We start from the raw sequence: 14,558 nt of genomic DNA, 5'->3' as shown, positions 1-14,558 counted from the left end.
CCGAGGCATCCGCTCTACCCGGCCCGCTGAGCAATCAGCCTTCGGGGACCGTGCCGGTGGTGGGAGTCGAACCCACACGCCCTTTCGGGCAACCGAGTTTGAGTCGGTCGCGTCTGCCATTCCGCCACACCGGCACGCACGGCCATGCCGCGCGTCCGCGATTGACCATACCGTAGGATTCAATGGTGACTGAGCAGGAGCAGACCGCCGCATCGACGGCATCCACCCCCCGCCGTGTCGTGGTCGCCGAGGACGAGTCGCTCATCCGACTCGACATCGTCGAGATCCTCCGCGACAACGGCTACGACGTGGTCGGCGAGGCCGGCGACGGCGAGACCGCGGTGGCACTGGCCACCGAACTGCGTCCCGACCTCGTCATCATGGACGTCAAGATGCCCCAGCTCGACGGCATCTCAGCCGCCGAGAAGCTCAGCAAGAACCACATCGCCCCGGTCGTGCTGCTCACCGCCTTCAGCCAGAAGGAGCTGGTGGAGCGCGCCAGCGAGGCTGGAGCCCTCGCGTACGTGGTCAAGCCGTTCACGCCCAACGACCTGCTGCCCGCGATCGAGATCGCGCTGGCCCGCTACGAGCAGATCATCACGCTCGAGGCCGAGGTCGCCGACATGGTCGAGCGCTTCGAGACCCGCAAGCTGGTCGACCGCGCGAAGGGCCTGCTGAACGAGAAGATGGGGCTCAGCGAGCCCGAGGCGTTCCGCTGGATCCAGAAGGCCTCCATGGACCGCCGCCTCACCATGCAGGACGTCGCGAAGGCGATCATCGAGCAGCTCGCGCCCAAGAAGGGCTGAGCAGACTTCAGAAAAGCGCGGATGCCCCGGCCCGGGGCATCCGCGCTTCTCATTCCCGCGCGGCTCAGACCGGCGGGAGGTCCTTGATCTCGATACGCCTCGGCGGGCTTCGCCCGGCGAGCCTACTCGATCCGGCGGATATGGTTCGTGATGCGCACGGTCGAGCAGCGACGACCCTGATCGTCCGTGACGACGATCTCGTGCACGGCGAGGGTGCGCCCGAGGTGCACCGGCGTGCACACGCCCGTCACGACCCCCGACGTGGCCGACCGCGTGTGCGTGGCGTTGATGTCGACGCCGACGGCGAGCCGGCCGGGCCCCGCATGGAGGTTCGCAGCCATGGAGCCGAGCGATTCGCCGAGCACCACGTAGGCGCCGCCGTGCAGCAACCCCACCGGCTGGGTGTTCCCGTCCACGGGCATCGTCGCGACCGCCCTCTCCACCGAGAACTCCGTGAAGACGATGCCCATCTTCTCGGCCAGCGCACCCATCCCGCGGTTCGCCGCCCAGGCGAGTCCGTCGACGGCAGCAGGGGAGTTCTCGGGCATGGCGGACCTTCGGATCGGGGCGGCTGTCGAGCGAGATCGACTGTCGTCGGCCCTGACTAGGCTTGCAGGGTGACGGACTCCCGAAAGCCTACCCTTCTCGTCGTGGACGGCCATTCGCTGGCCTATCGGGCGTTCTACGCGCTCCCGGTCGACAACTTCTCCACGAAGGACGGCCAGCACACGAACGGCATCTACGGGTTCCTCGCGATGCTGATCAACCTGATCAAGGCAGAGAAGCCGACGCATCTCGCGGTGGCCTTCGACACCTCGCGGCAGTCGTTCCGCACCCGCGAATACGTGGAGTACAAGGCGAATCGGTCCGAGACGCCGTCGGAGTTCAAGGGCCAGATCCCGCTCCTGCAGGACTGTCTGGCCGCGATGAGCATCCAGGTGCTCCAGCAGGAAGACATCGAGGCCGACGACATCCTCGCGACGCTCGCGACGCAGGGTGCCGCTCAGGGCTTCCAGGTACTGGTGTGCTCGGGCGACCGCGACACGATCCAGCTCGTGAACGAAGACATCACGCTGCTCTACCCCAACGTGCAGGGGGTCTCGCAGCTCAAGCGCTACGACCGCGAGGCGGTGATCGAGCGCTATGGCGTACCGCCGGAGCAGTACCCCGACATCGCAGCCCTGGTCGGCGAGACCAGCGACAACCTGCCCGGCGTTCCGAAGGTGGGTGAGAAGACGGCCGTGAAGTGGCTGAATCAGTTCGGCTCACTGGACGCACTGCTCGAGGGCGCCGACTCCATCAAGGGGGTCGTCGGCGGCAACCTTCGGGAGCATCTCGATGACGTGCGACGCAACCGCCGCCTCAACCGGCTGCTCACCGACGTCGAACTGCCTCTCGGGCCCGCCGACCTCGAGGTGCAGCCGATGGACGCGCAGGCCGTGCGCGACATCTTCTCGCGACTCGAGTTCAAGACGCTCATCCCTCGCGTGGCCGAGCTCGCCGGCATCGAGCAGCAGATGGCCGCCGTCACCTCGGCCGCAGCCGAGCTCGCTCCGGTCGCACAGGAGCTCGCCCCGGCCGACCTCGCCGCGTGGATCGAGAAAGCATCCGGCGAGCTGGGCGTCACGATCCAGCTCGAGGGCGGCATGCCGGCGCGCATCGGGCTGGCGACGGCGGATGCTGCGGCCGAGGCCGCCTGGACTCCCGAGCTCGCTGCGTCACTCGCTCCGTGGCTCGCGTCGGACGCTCCGAAGGTCTTCGCCGACGCCAAGCCGCAGGTGAAGGCGCTACGCCGCGCGGGGCTGAGGCTCGGCGGCCTCGCGTTCGACGTGATCCTCGCCGGCTGGCTGCTCCGCCCGAGCTTTCCCGACAAGAACCTGGCGCACCTCGTCGACCGCTACCTCGATGAGAAACTGCCGGAATCCGACCCCGCACAGCTCGTGCCCGAGACGGAGGGCGCCACGACCGGTCAGCTCTCCTGGTACCTGGTGCGTGTCGCCCGCGCGGTGCGCGCCGACATGCCCGAGAGCGTGGCCGCGGTGCTCACCGACATCGAGCTGCCCACACTGCACGCGCTCGCCGACATGGAACTCGCCGGCGTCGCTGTATCGCACGAGACGCTGACGGAGTTCTCGGGCGAGCTCGGCCAACGCGCCGACGCTCTCGCGCAGGAGGCGTACGCGGCGATCGGTCGCGAGGTCAACCTCGGCTCGCCGAAGCAGCTGCAGGAGGTGCTGTTCGACGAGCTGCAGCTGCCGAAGACGCGCAAGACCAAGACGGGCTACTCGACCGACGCCGCAGTGCTCGCGGATCTGCAGGAGACGAACCCGCACCCGTTCCTCGACCTGCTGCTCCAGCACCGCGAGGCGACGAAGCTGCGGCAGATCATCGAGTCACTCGACACGGCGATCGGCGGCGACCGCACGAGCGGCGCCGACGGCCGCATCCACACCACGTACGTTCAGACCGGCAGCCAGACCGGTCGCCTCTCGAGCACCGACCCCAACCTGCAGAACATTCCGATCCGCACGGAGGAGAGCCGCCGCATCCGCTCCGCCTTCACCGTGGGCGAGGGCTACGAGACGCTCCTGACCGCCGACTACTCCCAGATCGAGATGCGCATCATGGCGCACCTCTCGGAAGACCCCGGTCTCATCGAGGCGTTCAACTCCGGCGAAGACACGCACCGCTTCGTGGGCTCGCGGGTGTTCGGCGTCGCCCCGGAGGATGTCACCCCGGCCATGCGCACCAAGGTCAAGGCCATGTCGTACGGCCTCGTCTACGGGCTCTCGGCGTTCGGCCTCTCCAAGCAGCTGCGCATCGAGCAGGCCGAGGCGAAGCAGCTCATGATGGAGTATTTCGCCCGCTTCGGCGCCGTGCGGGACTACCTGCGCTCATCGGTGGAGCAGGCGCGCATCGACGGGTACACCGAGACGATCTTCGGCCGGCGGCGCCCGTTCCCCGACCTGGCGAGCCCCAACCGGGTGCTGCGCGAGAACGCCGAGCGCGCCGCCCTCAACGCGCCGATCCAGGGCAGCGCCGCCGACATCATGAAGGTCGCGCTGTTCCACATCCATGACGATTTCGCGGCGGAAGAGCTGCGGTCGCGTGTGCTGCTGCAGATCCACGACGAGCTCGTGATCGAGGTGGCCCCGGGCGAGTGGGACGCGGCCGAGCGCATCGTCCGCACTCGCATGGGGGATGCCGCGCAGCTGTCGGTGCCCCTCGACGTGCAGGTGGGTCGCGGCGACAACTGGGACATCGCCGGGCACTGAGCGCCTGCTCCGGTGCACCGCGTGGCGACATCCGGAACCGCGTTTGTCGGCACCGCGCCGCATGCTTAGGCTCGAATTCATGACAGACGAAACCCGCACGCCCACGCAGATCGACAAGATCGCTGATGCGTGGGTCGACACCCTCGCCGAGCTCGAACCGACGCTCGCGACCTATATCGGCCGTTCCGAGTACAACGACCGGTTCGGCGACTACAGCCCCGCCGGTCATGAGCGTCTCGTGGAGGAGGGGCGCAAGACTCTCGCAGCACTCGAGGGCGCGACCGCCGACGACGATGTCGACGCCGTGACGAAGGACGATCTTTCGCGGGAGATCCAGCTGGAGCTCGACCTGCACGACGCCCAGTGGCATCTCCGCGATCTGAACGTGATCGCATCGCACGCGCAGAACATCCGTTCGGCCTTCGACCTCATGCCCACGGCGAACGCCGACGACTGGGCGGTCGTCGCGAAGCGTCTCGACGCGGTGTCAGGTGCGATCGACGGCTACATCGCGACTCTTCGCGAGGGCATCTCGCAGGGTGTCGTCCCGGCGCGGCGGCAGGTGCTCGAGGTCGCCACCCAGATCAAGCGGTACACCGCGGACGGCGGCTTCTTCGCGACGTTCGCGGCGGAGGCTGCCCCTGAGGAGGGTCAGCTCCCGGCGTCGCTGGCGCGTGAGCTCGCCGACAACGCCAACGCCGCGCGAGTGGCCTACGACCACCTCGGCTCGTTCCTGACCGGCGAGCTCGCGCCCGCAGCAGTCGAGAAGGACGCGGTGGGTCGTGAGCTGTACGCGCTGCACTCGCGCCGCTTCCTCGGCGCGACGGTCGACCTCGACGAGACCTATGAGTGGGGCGTCGAGGAGCTCGCGCGCATGGTGGCCGAGCAGGAGTCCATCGCGAACGAGATCAAGGCCGGGGCCTCGGTCGAGGAGGCGGTCGCATTCCTCGAGCAGGACGCCAGCCGCAAGCTCTACGGGACCGACGCGCTGCAGAAGTGGATGCAGGAGACGAGCGATCGCGCCGTCGCCGAGCTGGGCAAGACCCACTTCGACATTCCGGAGCCCATCCGCAAGCTGGAGTGCATGATCGCCCCGACCAAGGAAGGCGGCATCTACTACACGGGCCCGACCGACGACTTCTCGCGCCCGGGCCGCATGTGGTGGTCGGTGCCGGAGGGCGTGGAGGAGTTCGACACGTGGCGCGAGCTCACCACCGTCTACCACGAGGGCGTCCCGGGTCACCATCTGCAGATCGCTCAGGCGGTGTACAACCGCGCCCAGCTCAACACCTATCGGCGTCTGCTCGCAGGCACGTCCGGCCACGCCGAGGGGTGGGCTCTCTACGCCGAGCGCCTCATGGAGCAGCTGGGCTACTTGTCCGACCCGGCCGACCGGCTGGGCATGCTCGACGGTCAGCGCATGCGCGCCGCCCGCGTCGTGCTCGACATCGGCGTGCACCTCGAGAAGCAGCGCCCGGACGGCCAGGGCCCGTGGGACGCCGACTTCGCGCTCGACTTCATGCTGCGCAACGTCAACATGCCCGATGAGTTCGTGAAGTTCGAGGTGAACCGCTACCTGGGCTGGCCCGGCCAGGCGCCGTCGTACAAGGTGGGCCAGCGCATCTGGGAGCAGCTGCGCGATGACGTCGCGGAGCGCGAGGGCGACGCGTTCTCGATCAAGCAGTTCCACAAGCGGGCTCTCGACATCGGCGGCGTCGGCCTCGACACGCTGCGCTTCGCACTGTCGCGCTGAGCCTCCGGCGGGCTCAGCGACCGGCGTCTTCGTCGGTCGCCGAGCCCGCCGGAGCCGCGTTCAGCAGCGCCACGACCTCGGCGTCGCTGGTCTGCCCGAAGTCGTCGTAGTACTGTCCCACCGCCCAGAAGTCCGGTTCGCGGTGGGGGCACACGAACTCGTCGACGGCGCCCGGCGGGGGCTCCCAGCTCTCGGGGGCGACGGGCACCGCCAGCACGAGCCGGTCGGGGTCACGCAGGCGCAGAGCCTGGCAGGCGGCGACCGCACTCGCTCCTGTCGCGACGCCGTCGTCGACGACGAGCGCGGTGCGTCCGGAGAGGTCGGCCACGCGCGCCCCGTAGGCGTCGGTCCTCCGGGTCAGCTCGTCGCGCTCGGTCGCTTCGACGCGCTTCAGATCGCGGGCCGACATCCCCGCCCACCGCACGGCGCCCGGCGTGACGATGCGCACCCCGTCAGCGATCGCTCCCACCGCGAACTCCTCGTGCCCCGAGGCGCCGAGCTTGCGGACGACGACGGCGTCGAGGTCGAGCGCGAGCGCCTCAGCCACGGCAGCGGCGACGACGACGCCGCCGCGCGGAATGCCGAAGACCACGGCATCCGTCCCGTGCCAGCGTTCGAGCGCTGTCGCGAGCTCGCGCCCGGCAGCCCGGCGATCGGCGAACAGGGCCATGCCTCCACGGTACGCTCGCGAGGTCGTGGCGTCTCGGGAATGCCGCGGCCCCACGGGGGGTTCATGCAAGCGCATAGAAGGAGAAGCTCATGACATCCGTCGACCCCGCCACCATCGAGCTCGGACTCGACACCTTCGGCGATGTGACCCGTGATGGCTCAGGAGAGCTCGTCAGTGGAGCGCAGACAATCCGCAACGTCGTGGAGCAGGCGGTGCTGGCCGACCGCGTCGGGCTGTCGTTCTTCGGGGTGGGGGAGCATCACCGGCGCGAGTTCGCCGTCTCGAGCCCCGAGATCGTGCTGGCGGCCGCCGCGAGCCGCACCGAGCAGATTCATCTGGGCACCGCCGTGACGGTGCTCTCCAGCGATGACCCTGTGCGCGTGTTCGAGCGGTTCTCCACCCTCGACGCCGTCTCGAACGGCCGGGCCGAGGTCATCCTGGGACGCGGGTCGTTCATCGAGTCGTTCCCGCTGTTCGGATACGACCTGCGCGACTACGAAGCGCTCTTCGACGAGAAGCTCGACCTGTTCTCGCAGCTCCTGACGGAGAAACCCGTCACCTGGAGCGGGACCCTTCGCGCCTCGCTCGACGCGGCCGACGTCTTTCCGAAGACCGAGAACGGGCTGCGCGCCTGGGTCGGCGTCGGCGGCACGCCCGAGTCGGCCGTGCGCGCCGCACGCTACGGCTACGGGCTCATGCTCGCCATCATCGGCGGGCCGGCGGCCCGGTTCCGCCCGTTGGCAGACCTCTATCGCCGCTCGCTCGACACGTTCGCGCAGCCGGAGCTCCCGGTCGGCGTGCACTCTCCCGGCCACATCGCCGACACCGACCAGCAGGCCTGGGACGAGGCCTACGCGGGCTTCGAGGCGATGAACAACACGATCGGGCGGGAACGGGGCTGGCCGACGTACAACCGGCTTCGCTTCCAGCACGACGTGGGTCCAGAGGGGGCGCTCTACGTCGGGTCGCCCGAGACGGTCGCCCGCAAGATCGCCGACACCGTGCGCACACTGGGCGCGTCGCGCTTCGACATGAAGTTCTCGACCGGCACGCTCTCGCACGAGCACATGATGCGATCGATCGAGCTGTTCGGCACCGAGGTCGCCCCGCGGGTGCGCGACATGCTGTCGTGAGCCCCGCCGCGGCTCCGGGATCCGTAGCATGACGATATGACGGATGCCGGGACCCGCGCCTCGTCGACGCTCTCACAGCGTCTCGACCGACTGCCGTTCACCCGCATGCACCTGCGCGTGCTCACCGGTTCGGGCATCGGGTGGGCGCTCGACGCCATGGACGTCGGGCTGATCTCGTTCATCATCGCCGCGCTGGCCGCGCAGTGGAGTCTCGCCCCCGGCGAGACGGCGTGGATCGCCTCGATCGGGTTCGTCGGTATGGCGATCGGCGCCAGCGTGGGCGGGCTGCTCGCAGACCGCTTCGGGCGCCGGCAGGTCTTCGCCCTGACCCTTCTCGTCTACGGCCTGGCGACGGGGGCAAGCGCGCTGGTGGGCGGGCTCGCCGCTCTGCTCGTGCTGCGGTTCCTCGTAGGTCTGGGGCTCGGCGCCGAGCTTCCCGTCGCCAGCACCTACGTGAGCGAGTTCGCTCCGGCTCGCATGCGCGGCCGGCTCATCGTCATCCTCGAGGCGTTCTGGGCGGTGGGTTGGACGCTCGCCGCACTCATCGGGTACTTCGTGATCCCCGCATCCGACGACGGCTGGCGCTGGGCGTTCGCGCTCGGCGCGATCCCCGCCGCCTATGCGCTCATCGTGCGCTGGGGTCTGCCGGAGTCGGCCCGCTGGCTGGAGCGGCGCGGGCGCTTCGCGGAAGCGGCAGCGGTCGTTCGCACGTTCGAGGACGCGGCCGGCGTTGCGGCGGAGCCCGCGGAGCGCCCCCGCACCGCTCCACCCGCGACGGCGACCTCGCTCGGCCAGCGCCTCGGAGCGCTGTGGGCGCGCGAGTTCCGCGTGCGCACCGCCTGCCTGTGGCTGGTGTGGTTCTGCGTGAACTTCTCGTACTACGGCGCCTTCATCTGGATCCCGTCGATCCTGGTGGCGCAGGGGTACGACCTGATCCGCTCCTTCGGCTTCACGCTGGTGATCACGCTCGCCCAGCTGCCCGGGTACGCCGTCGCCGCGTGGCTCATCGAAGTGTGGGGCCGGCGCGCGACCCTTTCGGTGTTCCTGCTGGGGTCGGCCGTGTCGGCGGTCCTCTTCGGCACGGCCGGTTCACCCGGCGCCATCATCGCTACCGGCATGGCCCTGTCGTTCTTCAACCTCGGGGCGTGGGGCGCGTTGTACGCCGTGACACCGGAGATGTACCCGACCTCGCTGCGTGCCACCGGGAGCGGCTGGGCGGCGGGCGTGGGGCGCATCGCGTCCATCGTCGCGCCGCTCGTCGTTCCGCCCCTGCTCCTCGCGGGCGGCGCACCGCTGCTCTTCGTCGTCTTCGCGGTGTTCTTCGCCGTGGCGGCAGCAGCGGCGTGGGGCCTGGTCAACCGCCGGGGCGTCGCGCTGGACGATCGGTGACCCCGGCACGACCGGCGCCCGGCCGGTCGTAGGCTGGAGCCCGTGGCATCCGTTCGATACGTCGCGATCGGCGACTCCTTCACCGAGGGCGTCGGCGACGAGCTTCCCGACGGACACGTGCGCGGGTGGGCCGACCTCGTGGCGCAGGGGTGGGCGAGTGCCGCGGGCGAGCCCATCGAGTACGCCAACCTCGCCATCCGCGGAAAGCTCGTGTGGCCGATCGTCGAGCAGCAGCTCGAGCCGGCGCTGGCACTGAAGCCGACGCATCTGTCGTTCAACGGCGGCGGAAACGACATGTTGCGGCCCCGTACCAGCGTGGCCCATGTCGTCTCGGCGTTCGACACGGTGCTGCGACGGTGCGATGAGGAGGGCGTGCAGTTGATCGTGCTGTCGGGTGCGAATCCGACCGCGCAGCTGCCGCTGCGCCGCGTCATCCAGCGCCGCGGCGATCTGCTCTCCCGCGCCGTCGAGTCACGGCTGGCATCGCGGGACGATGTCGTGCAGGCGTACAACTGGTTCGACGAGGAGCTGGCGACGCCGCCGTTCTGGTCGGAGGACCGTCTGCACATGAACTCGCGGGGTCACCACCGCGTCGCGGCGCGTGTGCTGAGCGCGCTCGGGATGCAGCCTCCGCCCGAGTGGTGGTCGCTCCCGCCGCTGCCCTTCGCCGGAGCGCGTGGCGCCGCCTACTATCGCGACCACGTCGGACCGTGGGTGCGCCGGCGGTTGACGGGCACCTCGTCAGGCGACGGACGAGAGCCGAAGTTCGGGCAGTGGACGGAGTTCTCCCCGTCAGCGAGCTGACCTCTCGCGCGGTGCGCCCGTGACCCGGTAGGTCAGCTCGGCGAATGCGCCGGCCTGTCGCGCCGCCGTGAGTTCGAGTCGGTCTGGCCCCAGGCGGCGAGGAAGAAGGGGCTTGCCCGACGGGAGCGTCGCCGGCGCGATCGACACCCGGATCTCATCGAGCAGTCCCGCGTCGGCGAACTGGCCCGCCAGATCGCCGCCTCCGACCACCCAGACGTCACGGTCGCCCGCGGCGTCGCGGATCTGCGGCCACGCGTCGCTCACATCGCCCTGGGCGAAGCGGATGTCGGCACCCGCCACTGCGGGGAGCTGCCGGCGAGAGAACACCCATGTCGGCCGGTCGCCGTAGTACGCCGGCCACTTCTCGGGATGCGCGACCAGGTCTTCGTGCTCGAGCACCCAGCGGTACGTCGACGAGCCCTGCACGAGCACACCGATCCCAGAGAGGAAGCGCTGGAAGTCTTCGTCGCCGCCCTCGCCGCCCGGCGCCGCGAAGAGCCAGTCGAGGGAGTCCTCATCATCTGCGAGGAAGCCGTTCAGGGTGGTGGCGGTGTAGAAGACGACGCGGGGCATGCCCGTCACGGTAGCGCGCACCGTCGACAGAGACGGTTGCCACGCATTCAACTCGTCGGTATAGTACTGATCAGTTGAACAGGAGGTGGTGAGATGACCGATGAGCTGAGCCGGACGTTCGCGGCCCTCGCCGACCCGACCCGTCGCGCCATGCTCGCACGATTGAGCGAGGGTGAGGCGACGGTGGGGGAGCTCGCCGAACCGTTCGACATGACGTTCGCTGCCGTGTCGAAGCACCTGCGAGTGCTCGAACAGGCGAAGCTCGTCACCCGCGGACGCAACGCCCAGTACCGGCCTGCCCGGCTGGACCCGCGGCCGCTGGCCGCAGCATCCGACTGGATCGGCGGCTACGCGCAGTTCTGGGAAGACAGCGCCGCTTCCCTCGACCAGTACCTCAACGCACTGCAGCAGCTGGGCGCTCCGCACGACGCACCGGCGCGCGGCGACACCGCCGCACCGACCCCGAAGGAGAACGATCATGACTGAGTACTTCACGGTGACCCGCACGCTGCAGGCACCCCGCGAACTGGTCTTCGAGGCGCTCACGCAGCCCGAGCACTTCGCCGTCTGGTTCGGCACGGCAGCCGTCGAGGTGCCGCAGGACAGCCTCACGATGGATGTCCGGCCCGGCGGCGCCTTCCGCGCGGTCATGCTGCTGCCCGACGGCAACCGCATCGACTGGGCGGGGGAGTACAAGGTCGTCGAGCCGCCGTCCCACCTCGCGATGACGCTCACCGATCAGCCGGGCGATGACACCGGCCTGCCCGTGCTGTTCGACCTGGAGGAGACCGGCGAAGGCACGCTGCTGACGATCCGGCAGGACCGCAGCGACTTTACCGACGAGCAGGTGGCGGCAACGATCGCGGGCTACAACTCCTTCATCGACGACATCGAGCGGGTGCTGCAGCGACTCCAGACGGCCTGAGCAGGCGATCCGGCCTCAGAGTGCGCCCGGCCGGCGCAGCGCTCTCATCGCGAGCACGCTGCCTGCCCGGGCGCTCTCGCGCGGGTGGGCTCCACCGAGGGCCGCCACGATGTAGCCCGCCGCGAAGGCGTCGCCCGCACCCGTCGAGTCCAGCACGTCGTCGACCCGCTCCACCGGGACCTCGACGGTCGCCTCCCCTGCTGTGAGGAGCACCGGCTCAGCACCCCGCTTGACGACGTACACGCCGCCCGGCGTGAGTCCCATCGACGTCGCGAACCCCGCTTCGTCCTCGTTGGCGAAGACGACGTCGGGCCGAAGCTCGGCGACGACCTCCTGCAGTGCCTCAGCGCCGAGCTCACGAAGGCTCGCGACGCTCGACAGGTCCAGGCTCACCCGCGCGCCGGCCGCGGCGGCAAGGGTCGCAGCATCCGTCACCGCCCGCCGCGAGGCGGGGGTGGCCAGTCCATACAACGGCACGTGCACCCAGTCGGCGCCGTCGACCCACGCCGGGTCGATGGCGTCGAGCTCCGCCGCGGCGCCACGGTCGGTGATCATGGTGCGCTCGCCGACCGCATCGACGAGCACCACGATCGAACCCGTGCGGCCGGCGCGCTGCACCCGGACCTCCACACCGGCTGCTTCGAGCTCTCCGACCAGGACCCGCGCGAGCGTGTCGTCGCCCACGCGGCCGACGAAGCGGGACGGATGCTGCGCCGCGGCCGCCACCGCCACGTTCGCGGCGCTTCCACCCCGTGTGAGCCGCACCTCGGCAGGGTTGTCGGTGCCGCGCTCCAGCCCCACGCCGCCGAGCACGATGAGGTCGGCGACGAGGTCGCCGATGACGACGAGCATCAGGGTGCGTCCGCGAGGGCGAGGGCGATCCGCGCACCGAGGTCCACATTGCCGCGGTAGACCTCGACGTTGACGTCAAGGCTGCGCCCCTGGGTCTCCCGCTGCAGGAAGTCGAGCAGGAAGGGCGTGGTCGCGTGACCCGAGACACCCGCCGCGTCGGCCGCAGCGAGCGCGCGCCCGAGCACGTCGTCGTGGAGTGCCGGGTCGAGCTGGCGGTCGGCGGCCACGGGGTTGGCGACGAGGAGCGTGGACGAGATGCCGAGTCCGTCACGGGTGCGGACGATCGCGGCGACCTCCGCGGGGGAGTCCACCGAGTACTCCAGGTCGTGCCCCGAGTCGGCGATGTAGAAGCCGGGGTAGTCGGTCGTGCGGTAGCCGACGACCGCGAGGTTCAGCGTCTCGAGGCGCTCGAGGGTCAGCGGGATGTCGAGGATCGACTTGACGCCCGCGCTCACCACGACGAGGGGGAGGGCGGCGAGGGTGGGAAGGTCGGCCGACTCGTCGAACGTCTCCGGCGCGCCGCGATGCACCCCGCCCAGGCCTCCGGTGGAGAACACCTGCAGCCCGGCCTGCACCGCGAGGTGTGCGGTGGCGGCGACCGTGGTGCCGGCGCTGAGCCCCTTCACCACCGCGACGGGGAGGTCGCGGACGCTCGCCTTCACCACGCCCGGCGAGGTGGAGAGCCGCTCGATCTCGGCGGGGGAGAGGCCTACGGTGGGCCTCCCGTCGACGACCCCGATCGTGGCGGGCACGACGCCGAGCGCGCGCACGCGCGCCTCCGCCTCGAGCGCGACGTCGAGATTGCGGGGCCGTGGGAGCCCGTGCGTGAAGATCGTGGACTCGAGGGCCAGCACGGGCTCGCCGGCCGCGACGGCGTCGCGTACCTCACGAGCGATGGCGAGCAGGTCGGACACGGCGGGCATCCTTTCGACCCGGGCAGCTCTCCCGGCCCGGACTAGGCCCACAGTACCGACCACCGGTTCCGGTCTCCGAGCGCCGCCCCGCGACGGCCGACAGCGTCAGCCGCGGCGGCGTCGGGAGGCTCTCGGGGGATCCATTCCCAGCCGGATGCGCGTGCGCTTGCGCTCGATCACGATGAAGGCGCTGCCCAGCACCCAGAACGGCACCTGCATCAGGAATGCGATGCGGAAGGCCTCCAGGGTGTAGGTCGCCGGTGTTCCCGCGCCCTGCAGATCGAGTGCCAGACCGATGAGGAGGATCGCGAGGAGTGCGGCGAGAAAGCCTCCGGCGTTCGTCACGCCGGTGGCCGTGCTGAGGCGATGCGACGGGTTGTGCGTGCGCGCGTGGTCGAACGCGATCATCGAGGCCGGCCCGCCGGTGGCGAGGGCGACGGCCAGCGCCAGGAGCAGCCACAGCGGTGCGGGCCCGGGGTAGGCGATGACCACGAGCCAGGCGATCGCCTGCACGGCCACCGTCGGCAGCACCAGCGCACGCGAACGGCGGTGGGGATTGCGTCGCGACAGCTCGCCCATGATCGGACCGAGAGCCATGCCCACCACCACGTAGAGCGACATGACGGAGGCCGCCTGTGCGGTACTGAGGCCTTCGCCGGCAGTGAGGAACGGCATGCCCCACAGCAGCACGAACGCCGTGCCGGCGAAGGGCGTCGTGAAGTGCGACCAGAACGCCAGGCGCGTGCCCGGGTGAGCCCACGCGGCGCGGATGCCGACCCCCGTGTCGACCGAGGAGGTCACAACGCGGATGGCGCCCGTGTCGGTGTCGACAGAGACGTCCTCGTCACGGTCGGGCGGATGGTTGCGGATCAGGAGGAAGACGAGGATGCCGAAGAGAACGCCCAGCCCGGCGATGCTGCCGAAGGTGATCGTCCACGATGTCGCGTGCAAGAGCGCTGCGAGGGGGACCAGGGCGATGAGCTGCCCGCCCTGGCCGACGATGCCCGTGAGCTGCACCATGATCGGTCCGCGCTGGGCGGGGAACCACGTGGCGATCAGGCGCAGGACGCCCGGAAAGATCGCCGCATCGCCGGCGCCCAGCAGCATACGGGCGAGGATGGCGACGCCGACGCTGGGGGAGAGGGCCATGGTGAGCTGTCCCACCGCCATCAGCAGCATCCCGGCCGTCATGATGGGTCGTGCTCCATAGCGATCGAGCAGCACGCCGATGGGGATCTGCATGCCGCCGTAGACCGCCAGCTGCACCACCGCGAACATCGACAGCGTGGCAGCGTCGGCGTCGAACCGCGCCGCCGCGTCCACGCCGACCGCACTGAGCGACGACCGGTTCGTGATAGCCAGGACGTAGGCGGCGACGCCCACCGTCCAGATCACCCACGCGCGAAGTCCCGGCCCCGTCTCACGACGACGGGAAAGGCTCTGCACCCTTCCACAGTAGTCTCG

At 70.0% G+C, this 14,558-nt stretch carries 14 protein-coding genes and 1 tRNA gene; 8 read left to right on the top strand and 7 right to left on the bottom strand.

Going from position 1 to position 14,558, the window contains the following annotated elements; genetic code table 11:
• Positions 1-51: 51 nt before the first annotated feature.
• A tRNA-Leu gene (locus ACN9MP_RS08200) sits at positions 52-134 on the bottom strand.
• Between the two features lie 48 nt (positions 135-182).
• Here ACN9MP_RS08200 and ACN9MP_RS08195 point away from each other — a divergent pair.
• On the top strand, positions 183-806 hold the full coding sequence (locus ACN9MP_RS08195) for an ANTAR domain-containing response regulator (protein WP_157005684.1): 624 nt from the start codon (positions 183-185) through the stop codon (positions 804-806).
• A gap of 122 nt (positions 807-928) precedes the next feature.
• On the opposite strand, the gene ACN9MP_RS08190 is transcribed toward ACN9MP_RS08195, so the two are convergent.
• Positions 929-1,354 (bottom strand): hotdog fold thioesterase, encoded by a 426-nt coding sequence (locus ACN9MP_RS08190; protein WP_426325504.1) that lies wholly within the window; start codon positions 1,352-1,354, stop codon positions 929-931.
• Positions 1,355-1,423: 69 nt separating this feature from the next.
• Here ACN9MP_RS08190 and polA point away from each other — a divergent pair, with 69 nt between their 5' ends.
• Together polA and ACN9MP_RS08180 are read left to right on the top strand one after the other, a co-directional pair.
• Positions 1,424-4,081 (top strand): DNA polymerase I, encoded by a 2,658-nt coding sequence (gene polA / locus ACN9MP_RS08185; protein WP_426325502.1) that lies wholly within the window; start codon positions 1,424-1,426, stop codon positions 4,079-4,081.
• Between the two features lie 79 nt (positions 4,082-4,160).
• Positions 4,161-5,834, top strand: coding sequence for a DUF885 domain-containing protein (locus ACN9MP_RS08180; RefSeq protein ID WP_426325500.1), 1,674 nt, complete (start codon positions 4,161-4,163; stop codon positions 5,832-5,834).
• A 13-nt stretch (positions 5,835-5,847) separates the two neighbouring features.
• Here the strand turns inward: ACN9MP_RS08180 and ACN9MP_RS08175 are convergent, their stop codons facing one another.
• A complete protein-coding gene (locus ACN9MP_RS08175; RefSeq protein WP_426325499.1) occupies positions 5,848-6,504 on the bottom strand; it encodes a phosphoribosyltransferase in 657 nt (218 codons plus the stop codon).
• A gap of 89 nt (positions 6,505-6,593) precedes the next feature.
• Between ACN9MP_RS08175 and ACN9MP_RS08170 the strand changes: the two genes are divergently transcribed.
• The 3 genes from ACN9MP_RS08170 to ACN9MP_RS08160 are packed head-to-tail and all read left to right on the top strand — an operon-like array spanning position 6,594 to position 9,830.
• Complete coding sequence (locus ACN9MP_RS08170; protein WP_426325497.1) at positions 6,594-7,637, top strand: LLM class flavin-dependent oxidoreductase; 1,044 nt, start codon at positions 6,594-6,596, stop codon at positions 7,635-7,637.
• A 36-nt stretch (positions 7,638-7,673) separates the two neighbouring features.
• Positions 7,674-9,026, top strand: a complete 1,353-nt coding sequence (locus tag ACN9MP_RS08165) for an MFS transporter (protein ID WP_426325495.1) — start codon at positions 7,674-7,676, stop codon at positions 9,024-9,026.
• 42 nt (positions 9,027-9,068) lie between these two features.
• Positions 9,069-9,830, top strand: coding sequence for an SGNH/GDSL hydrolase family protein (locus ACN9MP_RS08160; RefSeq protein WP_426325493.1), 762 nt, complete (start codon positions 9,069-9,071; stop codon positions 9,828-9,830).
• On the opposite strand, the gene ACN9MP_RS08155 is transcribed toward ACN9MP_RS08160, so the two are convergent.
• Positions 9,819-10,403 carry a dihydrofolate reductase family protein gene (locus ACN9MP_RS08155; protein ID WP_426325491.1) on the bottom strand — a complete coding sequence of 195 codons (585 nt, stop codon included), beginning with the start codon at positions 10,401-10,403 and terminating at the stop codon, positions 9,819-9,821. The genes ACN9MP_RS08160 and ACN9MP_RS08155 overlap by 12 nt on opposite strands.
• A 93-nt stretch (positions 10,404-10,496) precedes the next feature.
• Between ACN9MP_RS08155 and ACN9MP_RS08150 the strand changes: the two genes are divergently transcribed.
• Positions 10,497-10,889, top strand: coding sequence for an ArsR/SmtB family transcription factor (locus tag ACN9MP_RS08150; protein ID WP_426325489.1), 393 nt, complete (start codon positions 10,497-10,499; stop codon positions 10,887-10,889).
• Positions 10,882-11,328, top strand: a complete 447-nt coding sequence (locus ACN9MP_RS08145; protein WP_426325487.1) for an SRPBCC family protein — start codon at positions 10,882-10,884, stop codon at positions 11,326-11,328. Before ACN9MP_RS08150 ends, ACN9MP_RS08145 begins: the two co-directional genes overlap by 8 nt.
• 15 nt (positions 11,329-11,343) lie before the next feature.
• Here ACN9MP_RS08145 and ACN9MP_RS08140 read toward each other — a convergent pair whose 3' ends face one another.
• The 3 genes from ACN9MP_RS08140 to ACN9MP_RS08130 all read right to left on the bottom strand — a co-directional run bounded on the left by ACN9MP_RS08140 (position 11,344) and on the right by ACN9MP_RS08130 (position 14,540).
• Positions 11,344-12,180 carry a carbohydrate kinase family protein gene (locus ACN9MP_RS08140; protein ID WP_426325485.1) on the bottom strand — a complete coding sequence of 279 codons (837 nt, stop codon included), beginning with the start codon at positions 12,178-12,180 and terminating at the stop codon, positions 11,344-11,346.
• The gene (locus ACN9MP_RS08135) at positions 12,180-13,094 is read right to left on the bottom strand and encodes a pseudouridine-5'-phosphate glycosidase (RefSeq protein WP_426325484.1); all 915 of its coding nucleotides are present in this window, start codon (positions 13,092-13,094) and stop codon (positions 12,180-12,182) included. The genes ACN9MP_RS08140 and ACN9MP_RS08135 overlap by 1 nt, the downstream gene beginning before the upstream one ends.
• 105 nt (positions 13,095-13,199) lie before the next feature.
• The gene (locus ACN9MP_RS08130; RefSeq protein ID WP_426325483.1) at positions 13,200-14,540 is read right to left on the bottom strand and encodes an MFS transporter; all 1,341 of its coding nucleotides are present in this window, start codon (positions 14,538-14,540) and stop codon (positions 13,200-13,202) included.
• Positions 14,541-14,558 lie beyond the last annotated feature (18 nt).

The sequence above is a fragment of the Microbacterium sp. E-13 genome (assembly GCF_049912955.1).
GTDB lineage: Bacteria > Actinomycetota > Actinomycetes > Actinomycetales > Microbacteriaceae > Microbacterium.
The sequence above is the reverse complement of the archived record's forward strand: the minus strand, read 5'-3'. Positions and strand labels throughout refer to the sequence as shown.

Coding starts and splice junctions, on each gene's coding strand:
- ACN9MP_RS08195 (WP_157005684.1), top strand. CDS start 183: ATGGTGACTGAGCAGGAGCAGACCGCCGCATCGACGGCATCCACCCCC.
- ACN9MP_RS08190 (WP_426325504.1), bottom strand. CDS start 1,354: ATGCCCGAGAACTCCCCTGCTGCCGTCGACGGACTCGCCTGGGCGGCG.
- ACN9MP_RS08180 (WP_426325500.1), top strand. CDS start 4,161: ATGACAGACGAAACCCGCACGCCCACGCAGATCGACAAGATCGCTGAT.
- ACN9MP_RS08175 (WP_426325499.1), bottom strand. CDS start 6,504: ATGGCCCTGTTCGCCGATCGCCGGGCTGCCGGGCGCGAGCTCGCGACA.
- ACN9MP_RS08170 (WP_426325497.1), top strand. CDS start 6,594: ATGACATCCGTCGACCCCGCCACCATCGAGCTCGGACTCGACACCTTC.
- ACN9MP_RS08165 (WP_426325495.1), top strand. CDS start 7,674: ATGACGGATGCCGGGACCCGCGCCTCGTCGACGCTCTCACAGCGTCTC.
- ACN9MP_RS08155 (WP_426325491.1), bottom strand. CDS start 10,403: ATGCCCCGCGTCGTCTTCTACACCGCCACCACCCTGAACGGCTTCCTC.
- ACN9MP_RS08150 (WP_426325489.1), top strand. CDS start 10,497: ATGACCGATGAGCTGAGCCGGACGTTCGCGGCCCTCGCCGACCCGACC.
- ACN9MP_RS08145 (WP_426325487.1), top strand. CDS start 10,882: ATGACTGAGTACTTCACGGTGACCCGCACGCTGCAGGCACCCCGCGAA.
- ACN9MP_RS08140 (WP_426325485.1), bottom strand. CDS start 12,180: ATGCTCGTCGTCATCGGCGACCTCGTCGCCGACCTCATCGTGCTCGGC.